Origin of the sequence: Reella acinonychis (assembly GCF_052384575.1) — a bacterium.
Lineage (GTDB): Bacteria > Pseudomonadota > Gammaproteobacteria > Enterobacterales > Pasteurellaceae > JBQSUQ01.
In genome coordinates this window covers 155,285-173,242 of record NZ_JBQSUQ010000007.1, presented here as the reverse complement: position 1 = coordinate 173,242, position 17,958 = coordinate 155,285, and the positions used below count along the sequence as shown (strand labels likewise).

Annotated in this window: 19 protein-coding genes and 1 tRNA gene; 7 read left to right on the top strand and 13 right to left on the bottom strand. The window is 38.4% G+C overall.

All coding sequences use genetic code 11. The features are described 5' to 3' along the window. Window positions 1-12 precede the first annotated feature (12 nt). Window positions 13-88, bottom strand: a tRNA-Ile gene (locus ACT2CV_RS04605). 179 nt (window positions 89-267) lie between these two features. Between ACT2CV_RS04605 and mltF the strand changes: the two genes are divergently transcribed. The 7 genes from mltF (at window position 268) to rplI (ending at window position 3,838) form a co-directional block, all read left to right on the top strand. Next, window positions 268-1,692, top strand: a complete 1,425-nt coding sequence (gene mltF / locus ACT2CV_RS04600) for a membrane-bound lytic murein transglycosylase MltF (protein ID WP_464973620.1) — start codon at window positions 268-270, stop codon at window positions 1,690-1,692. Then, window positions 1,689-2,042 (top strand): hypothetical protein, encoded by a 354-nt coding sequence (locus tag ACT2CV_RS04595; RefSeq protein WP_464973619.1) that lies wholly within the window; start codon window positions 1,689-1,691, stop codon window positions 2,040-2,042. The genes mltF and ACT2CV_RS04595 overlap by 4 nt, the downstream gene beginning before the upstream one ends. A 24-nt stretch (window positions 2,043-2,066) precedes the next feature. Beyond that, the gene (locus tag ACT2CV_RS04590; protein WP_464973618.1) at window positions 2,067-2,219 is read left to right on the top strand and encodes a hypothetical protein; all 153 of its coding nucleotides are present in this window, start codon (window positions 2,067-2,069) and stop codon (window positions 2,217-2,219) included. Window positions 2,220-2,438: 219 nt separating this feature from the next. After that, window positions 2,439-2,819, top strand: coding sequence for a 30S ribosomal protein S6 (rpsF, locus tag ACT2CV_RS04585; RefSeq protein ID WP_464973617.1), 381 nt, complete (start codon window positions 2,439-2,441; stop codon window positions 2,817-2,819). Continuing rightward, window positions 2,806-3,132, top strand: a complete 327-nt coding sequence (gene priB, locus ACT2CV_RS04580) for a primosomal replication protein N (protein ID WP_464973616.1) — start codon at window positions 2,806-2,808, stop codon at window positions 3,130-3,132. The genes rpsF and priB overlap by 14 nt, the downstream gene beginning before the upstream one ends. A gap of 12 nt (window positions 3,133-3,144) precedes the next feature. Continuing rightward, window positions 3,145-3,372: a 30S ribosomal protein S18 gene (gene rpsR, locus ACT2CV_RS04575; protein ID WP_005759927.1), complete on the top strand. Its 228-nt coding sequence runs from the start codon at window positions 3,145-3,147 to the stop codon at window positions 3,370-3,372. A gap of 16 nt (window positions 3,373-3,388) precedes the next feature. Next, window positions 3,389-3,838: a 50S ribosomal protein L9 gene (gene rplI / locus ACT2CV_RS04570; RefSeq protein ID WP_464973615.1), complete on the top strand. Its 450-nt coding sequence runs from the start codon at window positions 3,389-3,391 to the stop codon at window positions 3,836-3,838. A gap of 48 nt (window positions 3,839-3,886) precedes the next feature. On the opposite strand, the gene ispH is transcribed toward rplI, so the two are convergent. The 12 genes from ispH to ACT2CV_RS04510 all read right to left on the bottom strand — a co-directional run bounded on the left by ispH (window position 3,887) and on the right by ACT2CV_RS04510 (window position 17,839). Then, entirely contained in the window at window positions 3,887-4,831 is a 945-nt protein-coding gene (gene ispH, locus ACT2CV_RS04565) for a 4-hydroxy-3-methylbut-2-enyl diphosphate reductase (protein ID WP_464973614.1), read from the bottom strand. A 26-nt stretch (window positions 4,832-4,857) separates the two neighbouring features. Continuing rightward, window positions 4,858-5,343, bottom strand: a complete 486-nt coding sequence (lspA, locus tag ACT2CV_RS04560; protein WP_464973613.1) for a signal peptidase II — start codon at window positions 5,341-5,343, stop codon at window positions 4,858-4,860. A gap of 77 nt (window positions 5,344-5,420) precedes the next feature. Next, window positions 5,421-8,243, bottom strand: a complete 2,823-nt coding sequence (gene ileS, locus ACT2CV_RS04555; RefSeq protein ID WP_464973612.1) for an isoleucine--tRNA ligase — start codon at window positions 8,241-8,243, stop codon at window positions 5,421-5,423. A gap of 101 nt (window positions 8,244-8,344) precedes the next feature. Then, window positions 8,345-8,848, bottom strand: a complete 504-nt coding sequence (gene tadA / locus ACT2CV_RS04550) for a tRNA adenosine(34) deaminase TadA (protein ID WP_464973611.1) — start codon at window positions 8,846-8,848, stop codon at window positions 8,345-8,347. Between the two features lie 2 nt (window positions 8,849-8,850). After that, window positions 8,851-9,702 (bottom strand): thymidylate synthase, encoded by an 852-nt coding sequence (locus tag ACT2CV_RS04545; protein ID WP_464973610.1) that lies wholly within the window; start codon window positions 9,700-9,702, stop codon window positions 8,851-8,853. 9 nt (window positions 9,703-9,711) lie between these two features. Then, the gene (gene lgt, locus ACT2CV_RS04540) at window positions 9,712-10,527 is read right to left on the bottom strand and encodes a prolipoprotein diacylglyceryl transferase (protein ID WP_464973609.1); all 816 of its coding nucleotides are present in this window, start codon (window positions 10,525-10,527) and stop codon (window positions 9,712-9,714) included. Between the two features lie 23 nt (window positions 10,528-10,550). Beyond that, entirely contained in the window at window positions 10,551-11,342 is a 792-nt protein-coding gene (locus ACT2CV_RS04535) for a sulfite exporter TauE/SafE family protein (protein ID WP_464973608.1), read from the bottom strand. Further along, window positions 11,339-11,932: an RNA pyrophosphohydrolase gene (rppH, locus tag ACT2CV_RS04530; RefSeq protein WP_464973607.1), complete on the bottom strand. Its 594-nt coding sequence runs from the start codon at window positions 11,930-11,932 to the stop codon at window positions 11,339-11,341. Before rppH ends, ACT2CV_RS04535 begins: the two co-directional genes overlap by 4 nt. Before the next feature lie 581 nt (window positions 11,933-12,513). Beyond that, on the bottom strand, window positions 12,514-13,341 hold the full coding sequence (locus ACT2CV_RS04525; protein WP_464973606.1) for a class II glutamine amidotransferase: 828 nt from the start codon (window positions 13,339-13,341) through the stop codon (window positions 12,514-12,516). A 191-nt stretch (window positions 13,342-13,532) separates the two neighbouring features. After that, entirely contained in the window at window positions 13,533-14,882 is a 1,350-nt protein-coding gene (gene gdhA, locus ACT2CV_RS04520; RefSeq protein WP_464973605.1) for an NADP-specific glutamate dehydrogenase, read from the bottom strand. A gap of 275 nt (window positions 14,883-15,157) precedes the next feature. After that, a complete protein-coding gene (locus tag ACT2CV_RS04515) occupies window positions 15,158-15,790 on the bottom strand; it encodes a YchE family NAAT transporter (RefSeq protein ID WP_464973604.1) in 633 nt (210 codons plus the stop codon). Between the two features lie 69 nt (window positions 15,791-15,859). Then, entirely contained in the window at window positions 15,860-17,839 is a 1,980-nt protein-coding gene (locus ACT2CV_RS04510) for a site-specific recombinase (RefSeq protein ID WP_464973603.1), read from the bottom strand. Between the last annotated feature and the right edge of the window lie 119 nt (window positions 17,840-17,958).

Genomic DNA, 17,958 nt, shown 5'->3' with positions numbered 1-17,958 from the left:
ATAGGAAATAATTGGTGCCCCCAGCTGGGATTGAACCAGCGACCAAACGATTATGAGTCGTCTGCTCTGACCGCTGAGCTATGGGGGCAACAGAAAAGTGCGGTCGATTATATGCAAATATTGAAATGAAGTCTAGTTTTTCCCCTCATATTCCTTTTTAGTTGTAGAATTTTTGCCAAATTCCATCGAGATTATAGTATGATGCCAATCATTCCCTATAAATCACAGATTGAACAACAGATTAAATAACAATTTCATTTATTCATTATGAAAGGATTATTTTTACGCATTATCGCAGCAGTTGCCTTATTACTTTGGGCAATTGATATGGTTTTCCCTTGGCAACAAATTATGCGTTCCGAGGCAAATCATTACACAGCTATAAAAGAACGCAAAACCTTGGTTGTTGGCACTATTAACAACCCAGTGTCCTATTTTATTCATGCCAATGGACAAGCAGGTTTAGAATATGAGTTAAGCAAAGCCTTTGCTGATTATTTAGACGTGAATTTAGAAATTAAAACGTTGGATAACAGCCAATCTTTATTTGACGCTTTGAATAAAAATGAAATTGATATTGCTGCCGCTAACTTGTTTTATCAACCACAAAGAACAGATCACTTCCAAATTGGTCCAGCCTATTATTCAGCTTCTTGGCAACTGGTTTACCGAAAAGGTGAAGCGCGTCCAACCTCTTTAGACCAATTAAATGGTCGCCTCGTTATTGCAGGTGGTTCTGAATTAGAACAATTATTACAAAACAAACAGGAAAAACACCCTCAACTCACTTGGAAAGTTGAAAATAAATACACGCAAGAAGAACTCTTATTACAACTTGCGGAAGGAAAAATTGATTATACTATTGCAAATTCCATTGATGTATCAGCCGCTAAACAAATTAAACCCCAGTTAGGTGTTGCCTTTGATGTTACCGATGAATCCACTGTGCATTGGTATTTACCCAATAGCTCTTACAGTGAATTACAAGCTGCGTTGCTCGATTTTATGAATAACGCCTTAGAAAGCGGACTCATTGCCAAAATTGAAGAAAAATACTTTAACCATTTCTCCAAATTTGATTATGTGGATATGCGTTCTTATACCAACGCCATTGAGACAATTTTGCCAAAATACACCGCACTTTTTCAGAAATATCAAGGCGATTTAAATTGGCAACTTCTTGCTGCTATTGCTTATCAAGAATCCCATTGGGACAAAGATGCCACTTCTCCGACAGGCGTTCGAGGCATAATGATGCTGACAAAAGCAACCGCAGATCGAATGAAAATTACGGATCGAACCGATCCTGAACAAAGCATTAAGGCAGGTTCAGGCTATTTACATTGGCTAATTTCTCAAGTGCCGGATACTGTGCCACAAGAAGATCGTATTTGGTTTGCTTTGAGTGCTTATAATATGGGGCTTGGGCATATGTTAGATGCCCGCCGTTTAACTAAAAATCTCGGTGGCGATCCTGATAATTGGCTAGATGTGAAGAAAAATTTACCGCTTCTCGCTGAAAAACGCTATTATGCAAATTTGAAATATGGTTATGCTAGAGGATATGAAGCCTTTCAATATGTTGAAAATATTCGCCGCTATATGAATAGCATCATTAACTACTATCGCGTGCAAGAAAATCAACAAACAAACGCTGAACAAACTCAACTTTCTATCGAGAAATCAGAATGAAGAAACTATTCGCTATTTTTACCGCTATATTCCTATTAGCAACCTCAGCTCATGCTCAGGTTAATCATACAATCAAAGGCAACATAAAAAGATACCAGGTTACTGAGCATTATTTAAAAGTAAAGAAAGGTGAACAATTAAAAATAGATCTAACAAGTCATAACCGTTTCATCTATTTTAGCTTGTTCGAACCAAATCATGCTCAAGCTATTTTTTCAAATATGGAAAATGAACATTTTCAAGGAAAAGCCAAATATAATGGAAAATATAAAATTCGAGTCTATTTAGTCAGAGCTGCTGCACGACGTAATGAAAGTGCGAGCTATCAATTAAATATTCGTCAACATTAAAATCAATCATAAAAGGGGAGCATTATGGCTGTTAGACGTACAAAACATTTAAAAAAGAACCGTTCATTTGCATTATCACAGGCACGTCGTTCTGTGCGTATCCGTAGTTTAAAGCAAGCTAAAAGTCGCTTAGCTGCTCGCCACGCCCTCTTTTTTGTGGTGCAAGAAAAAAATTAATCAGGTAAAACACATCAAATTATCACCGCACTTTTAGACGTTCATCAAATGAATGAAAAGTGCGGTGTTTTTTTTACTGATTTTTACTATCTTTTGCTTGAGTTTCTGCGCTAAATCTGTATAATCCGCACCCTACAGTCACATCCATTTTTAGTTCCTTGCTTCCGCAGATTGGTGACTGGTCTATCCCGGAGGCTGATTAACCCGTAAGGAGCAGTAATGCGTCACTACGAAATCGTGTTTATGGTTCACCCGGACCAAAGCGAACAAGTACCAGGCATGATTGAACGTTACACAGGTTCTATTAAAGAAGCTGGCGGTCAAATTCATCGCTTAGAAGATTGGGGTCGTCGTCAATTAGCGTACCCAATTAATAAATTACACAAAGCACATTATGTGTTAATGAATGTAGAAGCGCCTCAACAAGTCATCGACGAGCTTGAAACAACTTTCCGTTACAATGACGCAGTTCTTCGTAACGTAATTATTCGTACTAAGCACGCCGTAACAGAAGCGTCCCCAATGGTTAAAGCAAAAGACGAACGTCGTCCAGCTTTAGCTGAAGTTGAAACCAACGATTTTGAGGATGCTGAGGAGTAATTTGAATATTGATAATCGTTTGTCGCTCATCGGTAAAGTTGCCGAAAAGCCCAAACGAAGTATAAGCCCTAATGGCGTACAACACTGCCAATTTTTACTCGAACATCGTTCCAATAAAATAGAAGCAGATTTAACGCGCCAAGCTTGGTGTAAACTACCAGTTCAAATTAGTGGCAATGCATTAATTCAAAAAACTCAAAGCATTACGGTCGGCAGTCAACTTTTGGTCGTGGGATTTATTAATACTCACAGAACCGCAAAAGGTTCATACCAATTAGTATTACATGCCGAGCAAATCGAATTTATAGATTAGGAGACTAGCCAAATGGCACGTTATTTCCGTCGTCGTAAGTTCTGCCGTTTCACAGCGGAAAACGTAGTTGAAATCGATTACAAAGATATCGCTACATTAAAGAACTATATCACAGAGAGCGGCAAAATTGTTCCAAGCCGTATTACCGGTACTCGTGCGAAGTATCAACGTCAATTAGCTCGTGCTATCAAACGCGCACGCTATTTAGCGTTACTTCCATACACTGACAATCATCAGTAATTAAGGAGACTCGGTAATGCAAGTTATTTTATTAGATAAAATTGCTCACCTAGGTAATGTAGGTGATCAAGTTGAAGTGAAATCAGGTTTTGCTCGTAACTTCTTAATCCCACAAGGTAAAGCAGTTATGGCAACTAAAGCAAACATTGAACACTTTGAAGCACGTCGTGCAGAACTTGAAGCAAAAGCAGCAGCTTCTTTAGCAGAAGCACAAGCTCGTGCAGCACAAATCGCAGCGTTAGAAAATGTAACTATCGTTTCTAAAGCAGGTGATGAAGGTCGTTTATTCGGTTCTATCACTACTCGCGATGTAGCTGAAGCTGTAACAGCAGCAGGCGTTCAAGTAGCGAAATCTGAAGTTCGTTTATCAACAGGTCCATTACGTACTACTGGTGATCACGAAGTTCGTTTCCAACTTCATGGCGAAGTATTCGCAACATTAAATGTTGTAGTTGTTGCAGAATAATAGCTAAACATATAGATAAAACCCAGCATATGCTGGGTTTTTTATTATTTAATGTACTTCTTTAATACGTAATTCTTTAGGTACTTCAAAAACCGTATTTTCTTCACACCCCTGTAATTCTTCTACTACGGTCGCACCCAATTCTTTTAATCGGCTTATCACTGATTGCACTAGAACTTCTGGTGCAGAGGCACCCGCAGTTAAACCAATTGTTTTCACATTTTGCAACCAATCAGGATCAATATCATTTGCCTCGTCGAGTAACTTAGCAGGCGTTCCCAAACGTTCCGCCAATTCGGCTAATCGATTAGAATTTGAAGAGTTCTTTGAGCCAACAACAATCACTAAATCCGATTGCTGTGCTAATTCGCGCACAGCTTGCTGACGGTTTGTTGTTGCATAGCAAATGTCATTCTTACGTGGACCTTGAATATTAGGATATTTTAATTTCAGCGCCTCAATCACATCTGCAGTATCATCAATGGATAAGGTTGTTTGTGTCATAAACGTAAGATCATCGTCATTTCCTAAGGCTAACTTTGCAATATCCTCCACATTCTCAACCAAAAAGATACCCCCTTCTTGATTATCATATTGCCCCATAGTGCCTTCTACTTCTGGATGCCCTTCATGACCGATTAAAATAGCTTTAGTCCCTTTACGGCTTGCTCTTGCTACTTGCATATGCACCTTTGTAACCAAAGGGCAAGTTGCATCAAACACTTTAAGATTACGGCGTTTTGCTTCTTGGCGAACCGCCTGTGACACCCCATGAGCAGAGAAGATCACGATAGAATCATCTGGCACTTCGTCTAATTCTTCTACAAAGATTGCCCCTCGTTCACGTAAACTGTTCACTACGAAACGATTATGCACCACTTCATGACGAACATAAATTGGCGAACCATGGATTTCCAGTGCTAATTCCACAATGCTAATTGCTCTATCCACTCCCGCACAAAAACCTCGCGGGTTTGCTAAAATGATTTTCATATTTTAATTACAATAAATTCGTTAAGTTATTTTTGTTTTTTCGGATCATTTTTAAAAGCATCGAGCGCCAATAATCCTGCACCAATACAAATAGCAATATCCGCGACATTGAAAATTGGATAGTGCCAATCTTGCCAATAAAAATCAAAGAAATCGACAACAAATCCATGATATGCACGATCAGCCATATTCGCTAATGCACCACCAATAATCAGCGCATAAGCTGCATTTTGTAATTTCTGAAGTGCGGTATTTTTTTTCAGAAAATAAATTAATATGGCTGAAATTACCAATGCTAAAGCGATAAAGAAATACTTCTGCCAACCTGCATGATCAGCTAAAAAGCTAAATGCCGCTCCTGTATTACGAGCGTAAGTTAAGTTAAAAAATGGCAGAACATTGACACTTTCATAAAGAGCAAAGTTCTTTACCACTAAGTACTTTGTCCCTAAGTCTAAAACAAAAGTGATTATACTTAGCCATAAAAAAGATAATCCAGTTCGATTATTCATAATTTCCTAAAATAGAGAGAAATCAGATTTTTATTAGATAAAAAGTGCGGTCAATTTCACCGCACTTTTTCTACTTATTAAGCAAATTGACGTTTTTCACCTTCGCCAGCCACATTCTCCACACAACGTCCGCAAATATGTGGATGTTCTGCATTGGCACCAATATCTGTCGCAAAGTGCCAACAACGTGGGCATTTTTCGCCGTCAGCTCGTTCAACTTTTACTGCTAAACCAGCTAGTTCACCTTCAGCAACGTCTGCTTCTGATAATGGTTTCACAACGGCTTGTGAAGTAATGAGCACAAAACGTAATTCATTGCCCAATTGTTCTAATAATGGACGAATGTCATCGTTTGCATAAACCGTTACTTTCGCTTCTAAGCCAGCACCGATAAGTTTCTCATTACGAGCCACTTCTAAAACGCGGTTCACTTCTGAACGCACTTTTAACAGTTGCTGCCAGTAGTTGTCGTCTAATTTTTCGCTCTCGCCTAAGCCAAATAAGCCATCATAGAACTCTTCTGTAAAGACAAACTCTGAACGACCATCTACTTTCGGTAAGTAGTTCCAAATTTCATCTGCTGTGAATGAAAGAATTGGGGCAATCCAACGTACTAAGGCTTCGCTAATATGCCATAACGCCGTTTGGCAGCTACGGCGAGCCAAGCTATCCGCTTTGGTTGTATATTGACGGTCTTTGATAATATCCAAATAGAATGAGCCCATTTCAATAGAGCAGAAACGCATTAAACGTTGTACAACCGTATGGAATTGGTAATTATCATAAGCTTCTTTAATTTCATTTTGTGCATCTAACGCACAGCTAACTGCCCAACGGTCTAAGCTAATCATCTCTTCTGGTTTCACTAAGTCACGTTTTGGATCGAAACCGTTTAAGTTCGCCAATAAGAAACGTGCTGTGTTACGGATACGACGGTAAGTGTCGCCCGCACTGTCTAAAATTTTGTGAGAAACAGCGATTTCACCCGTATAGTCTGTTGAAGCAACCCATAAACGTAAAATATCAGCACCGTTTTTGTTCCACACTTCGCTTGGTAAAATCACATTACCAAGGGATTTCGACATTTTGTAGCCTTTTTCATCCACAGTGAAACCGTGAGTTAATACCTGTTTATAAGGTGCTTTGTTATCTGTTGCCGTTGAAAGCATTAATGAAGACATAAACCAGCCACGATGTTGGTCTGAACCTTCAAGGTACATATCCGTTTCATTGCCGTTAAATTCAGGGCGATCTTTTACTACGGTGAAATAAGTAGCCCCAGAGTCAAACCATACATCTAAAGTATCTGGCACTTTCATATATTGGTCTGCATCTGCACCTAATAATTCTTTTGGATCAAGATCCCACCAAGCCTGAATACCTTTCTGTTCAACACGTTTCGCAACTTCTTCCACTAATTCTACTGTACGTGGATGTAGTTCTTCGGTTTCTTTATTGATAAATAACGCAACAGGCACACCCCAAGTACGCTGACGAGAGATACACCAATCTGGGCGATTTTCTACCATCTTCTCAATACGAGCCTGACCCCAGCTTGGAATCCAACGCACTTTTTTGATTTCACTTAACGCTTGTTGGCGTAAGCCTTGTTTTTCCATACCAATGAACCATTGTGGTGTCGCACGGAAAATAATAGGTGTTTTATGTCGCCAGCAATGTGGATAGCTATGTTTCAGTTTACTGAATTTCAGTAATGCACCCACTTCTTTGAGTTTTTCAACCACAAGATCATTCGATTCAAACACGCCTTTGCCTGCAAAGAATGGCACATCCGCTTTAAATAAACCGTCGTTACCAATTAATCCAGCCATTTCAATGCCATTTTTCATTGAAATCACATAGTCGTCTTGACCGTGGTCTGGTGCAGTATGAACTAAACCGGTACCACCATCCGTAGTAACGTGATCACCTAAAATAAATGGTACGCTGAACTCATAGAATGGATGGTTAAAACGCAACCAAGTTAAATCAGCACCTTTTGCTTCACCAAGCACTTCAAATTGTTCAACGCCAACCGCTTTAGCGACATCTTCAACCAGATCTTTAGCTAAAATCACTCGTTCATCATTAAATTGAACAACTTGGTAATCTAAATTTTCGTGAATTGCAATCGCTCGGTTTGAAGGCAATGTCCAAGGAGTTGTTGTCCAGATAACTGCTGAAAGCTTGCCGTTACCTTTACCCGTTGCATTGAATTTTGCTAAAACTTCTTCAGAATCGACCGCTTGGAAACGCACATAAATTGAAGGAGAAACTTTATCTTCATATTCCACTTCTGCTTCTGCTAAAGAAGATGCACAGTCTAAACACCAGTGAACAGGTTTTGAGCCTTTGTATAAATGCCCATTTTCTACCGCTTTACCAAAGGCACGAATGATGTTCGCTTCGGTACGGAAATTCATCGTCAAATACGGATTATCCCAGTCACCTAAAACGCCCATACGAATAAAGTCCGCTTTTTGACCTTCTACTTGTTCAGCCGCATATTTACGACAAGCATCACGGAATTCTGCCGCAGAAATTTTCTCATTCGGTTTACCCACAATACTTTCTACTTTTAATTCAATCGGCAAACCATGGCAGTCCCAACCAGGAATAAATGGTGAATCAAAACCCGCTGCAGTTTTAGATTTAATAATAATATCTTTTAGAATTTTATTAACCGCGTGGCCTAAGTGAAGGGAACCATTCGCATACGGAGGGCCATCGTGAAGAATAAAGGTTTTTCTGCCTTTACGTGCATCACGTACTTGTTGGTAAAGATTTTTATCATACCAATTTTTCAACATTGCAGGCTCACGCTTAGCTAAATCTCCACGCATAGGGAAGCCTGTAGCTGGAAGGTTTAATGTGTTTTTGTAATCAAATTGTTCAGACATATTTTGTACCAAATGATAAATTAAAATACTGAGTTTGCTTAGCGCAAAAAATCTTAAATATTATACGCTTAAATGCAAAAAGATTAAAGAAAAGGAATAGCTTAGCCCGAGTTTTTCTCAGCTTTTTTCTGCTCACGACGTTGCTTGAAAAAATCACTTAATTTTTGACCGCACTTTTCCGCCAAAATCCCGCCAGTGATGGTGAGAAAATGGTTCATTTTGTAATCATCAAAGAAATGGAAACGCGATCCCACTGCACCTGTTTTGTAATCATAAGCACCAAAAACTAAGCGTTTAATTCGACTATGCAGAATGGCGCCAGCGCACATGGTGCAGGGTTCAAGCGTGACATATAAGGTGGTATTTAATAAACGATAGTTTTGGATTTTAGCCGCGCCTTTGCGTAAGGCAATAATTTCAGCATGCGCGGTAGGATCATGTTGTGAGATTGAGCAATTCCACCCTTCCGCAATGATGTCACCATTTTCATCAACAAGCACAGCGCCAACAGGAATCTCGCCCAAGGACTGTGCTTTATCTGCGAGCGATAATGCATATTGCATCATTTGCTCATCAAATTGTTGTTGGGAAAATTGCTGTTCCATGCTTAAACAGAAAACGGATATTTAATGGGCTCATGACATTCATAGCCAATCACTTTGAAGTCATCCATGGTTACCCAAGTTTCTAAATCTTCCAAGGTTTTAATATCTGGGTTAATTTCTAAACGCGGGGACGGAAAAGGCTCACGCTTTAATTGCACATCTCGCATTAAGGCAAGCTGATCTTCATAAATATGCGCATTGACAATTTTATGATAGGCTTGTCCCGCTTTTTTGCCAGTAATTTGTGCCATTAATGCTAAGAAGGTAAATACTTGAATTTGATTGAAATTCAAGCCCAAAGGCACATCACAAGAACGTTGGTAACTGGTTAAGTAAAGGGTGTCACCTAATAATGAAAAAGTATGGCTATACATGCAGGGGCGCAAACAACCTAACTCAAATTCACCAGGATTAAGGAAAGTCAGAATTTCACCACGATCATCAATACCTTTACTGAGGTTATTCACAATTTTTCGCAACTGATCGACAGTTTCGCCATTAGGTTTACGCCAAGCACGCCCTTGTACACCATAAACGCGTCCCATATCATCAGTGCCTTTACGCGCGGGATTATTGAGCCAAGCTTCATTTTCATTGGCATTGGCGTCCCAAGTTTTTGTGCCTAACTGACGAAAATCTGCAGCATTATCATAGCCTCGAATATAGCCTAAAAATTCAGCAATAGCCGCTTTCCAATAGCTTTTACGTGTGGTAATCAGTGGAAATTGGTTGTTCGCCACATCATAGGTCAAATCGGCATTAATCACCGTTAAACAACGTTTACCTGTGCGCTCATTTTCTACCCAAACACCTTCATCAACAATACGTTGGCATAAATCTAAATATTGACGCATAAAAACTCCCTATTTTTGCACCGCACTTTGACGGCGATATGCCCAGATCATAATCCCAATACCCGCAATAATCATCGGTAAAGATAACATTTGACCACGAGTAATCAGATCTGTTGCACTATTTACGTTATGGTCAATTTCACGTACATATTCAACAAGGAAACGGAAAAGACCATAGCCTAATAAAAATAATCCTGACACCGCGCCCATAGGTCGAGAGCGACGAATAAAGAGGTTAAGAATAAGGAATAACAACACGCCTTCAAGTAACATTTCATATAATTGGGAAGGATGTAATGGCAAACTTCCTTGGTAACCATAAGGATACATTGCCCAAGGTACCGCATCTAAGTTTTCGACAGGACGTCCCCAAAGTTCATTGTTAATAAAATTGCCTAAACGCCCTAGACCTAAACCAAAAGGAACCAGTGGCGCAATTAAATCTGAAGTCTGCCAGAAAGAGCGTTTTTGACGGAAAGAAGTCCACAACATTGCAACAATGACGCCAATTAAGCCACCATGAAAAGACATTCCCCCTTCCCAAATACGGAATAAATACAAAGGATCTTGTATAAATTGATCAATATTGTAGAAGAACACATCGCCAATACGTCCACCTAAAATCACGCCAACAAAACCGTTATAAAGGAGTTGTTCAAATTGCTCTTCAGTCCATTGTCCATGTGAATGTTTAACGCGACGTGAGCCTAGCCAATAAGCAAAACCAAAGCCTAATAAATACATTAATCCGTACCAGCGCAAGCTTAAAGGGCCGATGGAAAAAATAACAGGATCAATATAAGGCAAATGGATAAATTGTTGCATATAAAATGAAGTTTCCTTTTAAATTAACTAAATAACATTTTAATCGCCATAATAATTAAAAATACGGCAAAGTAGCGTTTTAATGTTGGCACCGGCAGACGAGTGGCGGTTCTTACACCAATTTTCGTTGTAAACATAGAGGTTAAAGTTATACCTAGTACTGCGGGTAAATAAATGTAACCGATTGACCATTCTGGCATTTCTGTATTACCCCAACCGCTGTAAATATAACTCGCTACACCAGCAGTGGCTAATAGCATGCCACAAAAGGAAGAAGAACCAATGGCTTGTCTCATTTCATATCCTCTTGCATTTAAAAAAGGCACAATAAAACTGCCACCACCAATACCTGCACCACTTGAAGCTAAGCCAATTAGACTACCACCAACAACCGCTGAAGTAGTGGTAAAAGGTTTGTTACCTGTTTTTAATTTAACGGATAAAATCATTTTCGTGGCAAGATACACCACCAATACAGCAAAAATTTTACTTGAATATTCTTTTGGTAGCTTACTAACAAACAAACTAGCAATATAGGTTGAAACCATCACAACAGGAGCAAAAACTTTTAGGGATTGCCAAATAATATTGCCCACTTTGTAATGATTGTAAGCAGAAGACGCGCCGGTAATAATAATAGTGGCAAAAGACGTACCTAGCGCTACTTTCATTAACATATGTTCAGGTACGCCCACCATTGGCAGCAAATGAACAAGGACTGGCACGATGACCAATCCACCACCAATACCAAACAAACCTGCTAAAAAACCAGCCAAACATCCTACAACTAAACAAATGAGAAATAATGTGATCATCGGAATTTTCTCTCTTTTTTATGTGATTTTGATGGGTATTTATGATAATAAGGTGCTTTTTTCGCTGCTTCTGCTGGCTTATGAGAGGCTGCTGTCAAATTTTGAGCTGCACGATCTGTATCAAATAAGAAACTCGCAAATTCTTTCATCGCTTTACGATACACATCTTGTTTAAAAGAAACCACTTGACGAACAGGATACCAAAAACTCACCCAACGCCAACCGTCAAATTCTGGCGATTTACTGCAATTCATATTAATGGCCTTTTCATCGCTCACTAATTGCAATAAAAACCAACGTTGTTTTTGCCCAATGCACATGGGTTTGCTGTCATAACGTAATAAACGCTTAGGTAATTTATAACGCAACCAATGCTTTGAAGCATAAAGCAAACGAACGTCTTTTTTAGACAGGCCTACTTCTTCATATAATTCGCGGTACATCGCCTGCTCGGGTGTTTCATTTTCATTAATTCCCCCTTGCGGAAATTGCCAAGAATTTTGTCCGTACCTTTTTGCCCATAGCACTTGTCCCTGCGTATTACAAATGACAATGCCCACATTAGGACGGTAGCCATCGAAATCGATCACTATCGTTCACCTTAACTTTAAAAACAATCTCAATAATAACCGGAGATTATGGCACAGTATGCTATTTTCGCCAATAGTTATTCCCAATATAGAACTCCTTATTGTCAATAAGTGCGGTGAAAAATAGATACTTTTTGTATAACTCTGTGGATAACCTAGGTATAAATCAAGGATAATCTGAGATAACATTGACATTTATCGCAAAGTCGCCTGAAAAGACTTAATCCATTGAAGGCTGTTTAAAGATCAGGCAAGAAAAAAGTCGTTCCAAATACACCGCACTTTTCCACAGAATCTTCCACAATGAATTGAATATAACTGTTCTAAATACAGACAAAAATTACTCATGTAGGATTTATCCAAATGTTATGTGGATAAATTTGTGACTGAAGACAGAATAAATGAGGAGAAAAGATAATTAACAATAAGACAAGATAAATTTTCATATATAAATCAATAATATAAATACAATAATCTAACTAAAACTATTCAGTAGAAAAAAGTGGAAGAAAATTGTCTAATTATTAAACGCGTTGGAAAATAAAAAAATCCCTCTACATCATAGAAGGATTTTATTTAGGTTATAACGATCTGCAATTTCCCAAAGTGCCGTCATCAATAAATTCACTCTCCACACCCTGTACTTCATATTGCTTTTCGCCGTCTTTAAAAAAGACAAAACCACCTTTACCCATTTTCACCCAATGTTCATTTTTAGTTAAAGGGAAGGTGGTGATAATGGTGACTTTATCATTACTCTTAGTGTAATCATTGAAATCAATGACACCATCATCATCAACGCGCTGTGCTTTACCAAAAGGCGCTTGACGAGTAATGTAATGCAAATTGGTTGAGCAATGGGCAATCATCCATTTTCCATTGGATAAAATAAAATTAAAGGTGCCATACTGCACTAATATTTGGGTTACCTCCTGAATCGCCTGAAAAAGCTCTGCATCTGCCGGCTTAGTAGGAAAATGTGTTTTTAAATATTCCGCAATATAACAAAATGCCGCTTCTGAATCGGTATCACCAATAGGTTGCATAAAATGAGTGGAAAGCTCTGGCAACTGCGTTAAGTTGCCATTATGTGCAAAAACCCAATTTTCTCCCCAAATTTCACGAATAAAAGGGTGGGTGTTTTCAATACTCACTTCACCTTGTGTCGCTTTGCGAATATGCGCAATCACGTTCAATGATTTAATGTTGTATTGCTTTACACAATCAGCAATCGGTGATAATGCAGCAGGTCGATTATCGCGGAAAATTCTGACACCTTTACCCTCAAAAAAAGCAATACCAAAACCATCTGAATGACAGTCTGTCAGTCCTGCTCGGCGGCGGAATCCTTCAAAAGAAAACACAATATCTGTTGGCGTATTACAATTCATTCCGAGTAATTGACACATAATAAAACTCACATAAAAACGACATAATGCTGATGATTTAACACCATCAGAACAAAAATAACAATCGATTTTAACAAATTGCTTAGAGCAAAATGCTATAAGATCAAACAAAACTATCTAAAAATAGACCGCACTTTTTTCACAAAATAAAAACCCTCGCGATTCACGAGGGTTGAAAGCAATGATTTTCGTTATAGCACGCCTTGCGCTAGCATTGCATCCGCCACTTTAACGAAACCTGCAACATTGGCGCCAACAACATAGTTAATATTGCCTTTTTCGTCGCTGCCGTATTTTTTACAGTTCGCGTGAATATCTAACATAATATTATGTAATTTTTTATCCACTTCTTCAGCCGACCAATATAAACGTTGTGAGCTTTGCGCCATTTCTAAACCTGAAGTTGCCACACCACCTGCGTTCGCTGCTTTACCAGGTCCAAATAAGACACCAGCTTCTAAGAAAGCATCTGTTGCTTCAATGGTAGTTGGCATATTTGCACCTTCCGCTACAAGCTGTACGCCATTTGCGATCAAAGCTTTTGCATTGTCTAAATCAAGCTCATTTTGAGTTGCACAAGGTAAAGCAATATCCACTTTTACTTCCCAAGGGCGTTTACCTTCCACATATTTTAAGCCAAATTGTTCTGCGTATTCTTTTACACGACCACGTTTAACGTTTTTGATTTCCATTAATGCCGCTAATTTTTCAGGGGTAAATCCTGCTTCATCATAAACATAACCCGCTGAATCCGAACAAGTCACCACTTTTGCACCTAATTGCAGTGCTTTTTCGATTGCGTATTGCGCAACGTTACCTGAGCCAGAAACTGACACTGTTTTGCCTGCAAAAGATTGTCCTTTTTCAGCTAACATCGCTTGAGCAAAATAAACTAAACCATAACCCGTTGCTTCTGGGCGAATTAAGCTACCACCAAATGACAAACCACGACCGGTAAAGACACAAGCAGCTTGGTTAGATAATTTTTTCATATAGCCAGATAAGTAGCCCACTTCACGACCACCAACACCGATATCGCCCGCTGGCACGTCAGTATCTGCGCCAATATGGCGATATAATTCGGTCATTAATGCTTGACAGAAACGCATAACTTCGCCTTCTGATTTGCCTTTTGGATCAAAATCAGAACCGCCTTTACCACCACCCATAGGTAATGTAGTTAAGGCATTTTTGAAAATTTGTTCAAAGCCTAAGAATTTTAAAATAGATAAGTTTACTGATGGGTGGAAACGCATTCCGCCTTTAAATGGACCAATTGCACTATTGAATTGAACGCGGAACGCGCGGTTGACTTGAGTTTGACCTTTATCATCAGTCCATGCTACACGAAATTGGATAACTCGCTCCGGTTCAACTAAACGTTCAAGTAAGGCTTGTGAACGGTATTTAGGATTTTTTTCTAAGAATGGCCATAATGAAGTTAATACTTCACGCACAGCTTGTAAAAATTCAGGTTGGTGTCCGTCACGCTGAGCCACATAACTCAGGAATTCCTCTAAAGAAGCAAGTTGGTTAGACATAATTTGTTTCCCTTTTTATTTTAATCATTGTGTTTGCATATCATAGCCAATCGTTTGGCTCCCAGATAATATGCAATAATTCTCAATAAAATCACAAATATTTTTTTGATGAATTAATAAAAAAATAGAGAGAATGAATATTTTTCAAAATTTTATTCAATTAAATAAATTTAATTTAACTTTAGAGCAAAAGAGAAAGTTTGAAAATGATTTAGAGAAGATTTTGTTAAACCACATATACAAAAAGTGCGGTAGAATTTACCGCAATTTTTTGTTTAGAACACGCCAATATTTCGCAACCCAGAGGTAATAATTTCTACACCTAAGGACATAAGCAACAAACCCATAATACGAGTGATGACGTTTGAACCTGTGGTACCTAGCTTATTAATCACTGGTTTGGAATAACGGAATAAGATGTAACAACAGAGTCCAAATAAGCTGATTGTAATAGAAGAATAAACATAATCGATAAATTCATGTTGGCTAGAACCAAAAACAATAGTCGCACTGATTGAACCCGGCCCCGCCATAATTGGCATGGCTAATGGCACGACCGCAATATTATTATAATCTGCGATATGCGCATGCTCTGTTTTTTCTTCTTTATTGATTTTATGTTCACCAATTTTACCGTTAATCATAGTAAGCGCAATGAGTACAACAATAATCCCGCCAGCGATACGGAAAGAATCAATGGAAATACTAAAAGATTTCAGAATAAAATTACCGAAATAGAAACTCACCAATAAAATCACAACGATAGAAAAACAAGTGACCATTGCAGTACGATTTTGCTGTTCTTTCGTCAGATCTGATGTCATTGTATAGAAAATGGGCACAACACCAATAGGGTTAACCAACGCTATTAACCCAATAAAGAATTGCAAATAGGTGGATAAATCCATATTTTCTCCATTAAACTGAAATAATCAGGCGTATGCTAAGAAAAATAAGCCGCACTGTCAATTTGTGTATTAACGCTCTTTAGATGAATCTAATTGTATTGGCAAAAATAAACTTAACGGTCTTTGCTTAATAATTTGACATAACGATTGCCCAATGTTTTTCCAACTGTCAATTTCTGTTCCAAGGGATCTTAATGCGACCCATAATGTTAATGAAAAACTGACCACTAAATTCACCAATCCAATAAGTAACACATATAGCAATCCTTGTAAAAAAACAGCTGAAGATAAATCACCGCTAACAGTCGCATAGCCTAAATTCGCAGAGGAAAAAGCAACATGACGAATGTCTAGTGGTAATCCCGTCCAATAACCAACTAACCCTGTTAAACCAAGTAATAAACCGAAACATAGGTTACCCATAATTGAGCCATAATTATCATGTACATAATCGGCAAAAACTTCACGCACTTTTTTAGTCATAATGCGTTTTAATAAAGGATGATGTCTTAAGCGCATTTTTAAATTCAGGTAATTTGTTCGGTTATCAAAGAAACCAGAAATAATGCCCGAACAAAAGAGCCATACGCCAGCAATTGCCGCAAACCAAAGTGTTCCTGAGAAAAGATCAATTGAATGTAATTGGTAAGCAACGGCTTCACTATTGAGTAATGGGGTTCCACTTATGGATTGGTAAAGGATCGCGATAATCATCGCCAAACTGATCGCAATAGAAATATTACCTAATACCGCAATACTTTGTGAACGAAATACATCCACTAACAGCTGCGCAAGCTTCATATCAACGATCTTACCCTGTGGATTTTTCTCTACGGCTTCTGCAAAACGGGCAGCAGTCATTGCTGGCTGTTTTGTTGCAACGGTACAATGCAACATAAAGATCACCACAAACCCAATGCCATAATTTAACACATACAGCAGACTTTTTAGTACCTTTCCATCAACCACATTACCAATGTAAATTTTAATTAACGCCATAAAGGCAATTAAAACACCGCCAGCTGCCGCGGAATAAAACATAGAAAAATATTCTTTCTTATTACGCGTAATATAATGTTCGCCATGATCACTGGTATTTTGCGTAATACTACGGGCCAACATTCGCACACTTTGTTTCCATAAACGAGAAACACTATGCTGATCTGCTGAAGCTATAGCTAAATTCCCTGTTAAATGAATTAAGCGACGAGGCAGAAAACGATTTGAACCAAAGGCATCCATTAATTCAGCTAAACGAACTAAGGTCTGCGATAAACGTTCTAATAAATGTGCCACACCTAAAGACGATCCCTCTGTGCTACCTTTCTTTTGTAAACGCTCAATCAACTCTTGGCTTTGCTCAAACATCACTTCTAAATGGTCAGTATCATAATTCTCATTATTCCGTTGTGCATTGACCCAATTATGTACTTCACGTTGTAAGCTTACAAATGGACTATCAGCCTCTAATAATTCAGGATCAAGACGCATTAATTCTGGATCCATATCTTCCGCAGCAATCCAAATAGAAAGCATTTCAATCGCAAATAGGCCTTCATAACGCAGATGATTGTATAAGGTTTCTCGCTCATGGGCGCTGGCATAGCGACTTAATAAACTCACTAAAAATTGCCAATATTGATTGGGAATATGGTTTATCCAATCTGCATCATTTTTATCATTGAACAATAAGAAAAATACATCTCGCAAATCTGTTGGGTCTTTATAAGAAGGATTAATTTTCTCATAAATACGATTTTTCATTTCTCGTCCAAATCCTTCGCGCGCCAGAATTCCACAGCTAATAAGCAGCGGATAAATGCGCATACTGCAAATCCAACGACACAATTGAGAAGCAAATTTTTGTCCTAAATCTTCATTGTGTTTTAGCGTTTTTATAATGAAATAAAAACGAGGTTGAGCATCATCTTTCCCCTGTCGTAACCAAGTGAATAATTCATCAAATAACCCAAAAACATCCTGCTGTGCTAATTTCTGTTCAATTAATTTTTCCAGTTGATGATGGTCTTGAAAATCGTTATGTAACAAAATCGTTTCCTATCGTAAATATTTATTCTGCTCAATTATAGAGAAATCCGAAGAAAGAAAAAAGTGCGGTAGATTTTGAGCAACTTTTAAGCATCGCCATTTCTATTAACCATCCCAAG

Bases quoted from the DNA above. Each gene is read 5' to 3' on its own strand.
- ACT2CV_RS04515 (WP_464973604.1), bottom strand. From the start codon at position 15,790: ATGGATTTATCCACCTATTTGCAATTCTTTATTGGGTTAATAGCGTTG.
- ileS (WP_464973612.1), bottom strand. From the start codon at position 8,243: ATGTCTGAACAATTTGATTACAAAAACACATTAAACCTTCCAGCTACA.
- priB (WP_464973616.1), top strand. From the start codon at position 2,806: ATGCTGAGGAGTAATTTGAATATTGATAATCGTTTGTCGCTCATCGGT.
- ACT2CV_RS04595 (WP_464973619.1), top strand. From the start codon at position 1,689: ATGAAGAAACTATTCGCTATTTTTACCGCTATATTCCTATTAGCAACC.
- mltF (WP_464973620.1), top strand. From the start codon at position 268: ATGAAAGGATTATTTTTACGCATTATCGCAGCAGTTGCCTTATTACTT.
- lgt (WP_464973609.1), bottom strand. From the start codon at position 10,527: ATGCAACAATTTATCCATTTGCCTTATATTGATCCTGTTATTTTTTCC.
- rpsR (WP_005759927.1), top strand. From the start codon at position 3,145: ATGGCACGTTATTTCCGTCGTCGTAAGTTCTGCCGTTTCACAGCGGAA.
- rpsF (WP_464973617.1), top strand. From the start codon at position 2,439: ATGCGTCACTACGAAATCGTGTTTATGGTTCACCCGGACCAAAGCGAA.
- rplI (WP_464973615.1), top strand. From the start codon at position 3,389: ATGCAAGTTATTTTATTAGATAAAATTGCTCACCTAGGTAATGTAGGT.
- ACT2CV_RS04545 (WP_464973610.1), bottom strand. From the start codon at position 9,702: ATGCGTCAATATTTAGATTTATGCCAACGTATTGTTGATGAAGGTGTT.
- gdhA (WP_464973605.1), bottom strand. From the start codon at position 14,882: ATGTCTAACCAACTTGCTTCTTTAGAGGAATTCCTGAGTTATGTGGCT.
- lspA (WP_464973613.1), bottom strand. From the start codon at position 5,343: ATGAATAATCGAACTGGATTATCTTTTTTATGGCTAAGTATAATCACT.
- ACT2CV_RS04525 (WP_464973606.1), bottom strand. From the start codon at position 13,341: ATGTGTCAATTACTCGGAATGAATTGTAATACGCCAACAGATATTGTG.
- tadA (WP_464973611.1), bottom strand. From the start codon at position 8,848: ATGGAACAGCAATTTTCCCAACAACAATTTGATGAGCAAATGATGCAA.
- ACT2CV_RS04590 (WP_464973618.1), top strand. From the start codon at position 2,067: ATGGCTGTTAGACGTACAAAACATTTAAAAAAGAACCGTTCATTTGCA.
- ispH (WP_464973614.1), bottom strand. From the start codon at position 4,831: ATGAAAATCATTTTAGCAAACCCGCGAGGTTTTTGTGCGGGAGTGGAT.
- ACT2CV_RS04535 (WP_464973608.1), bottom strand. From the start codon at position 11,342: ATGATCACATTATTTCTCATTTGTTTAGTTGTAGGATGTTTGGCTGGT.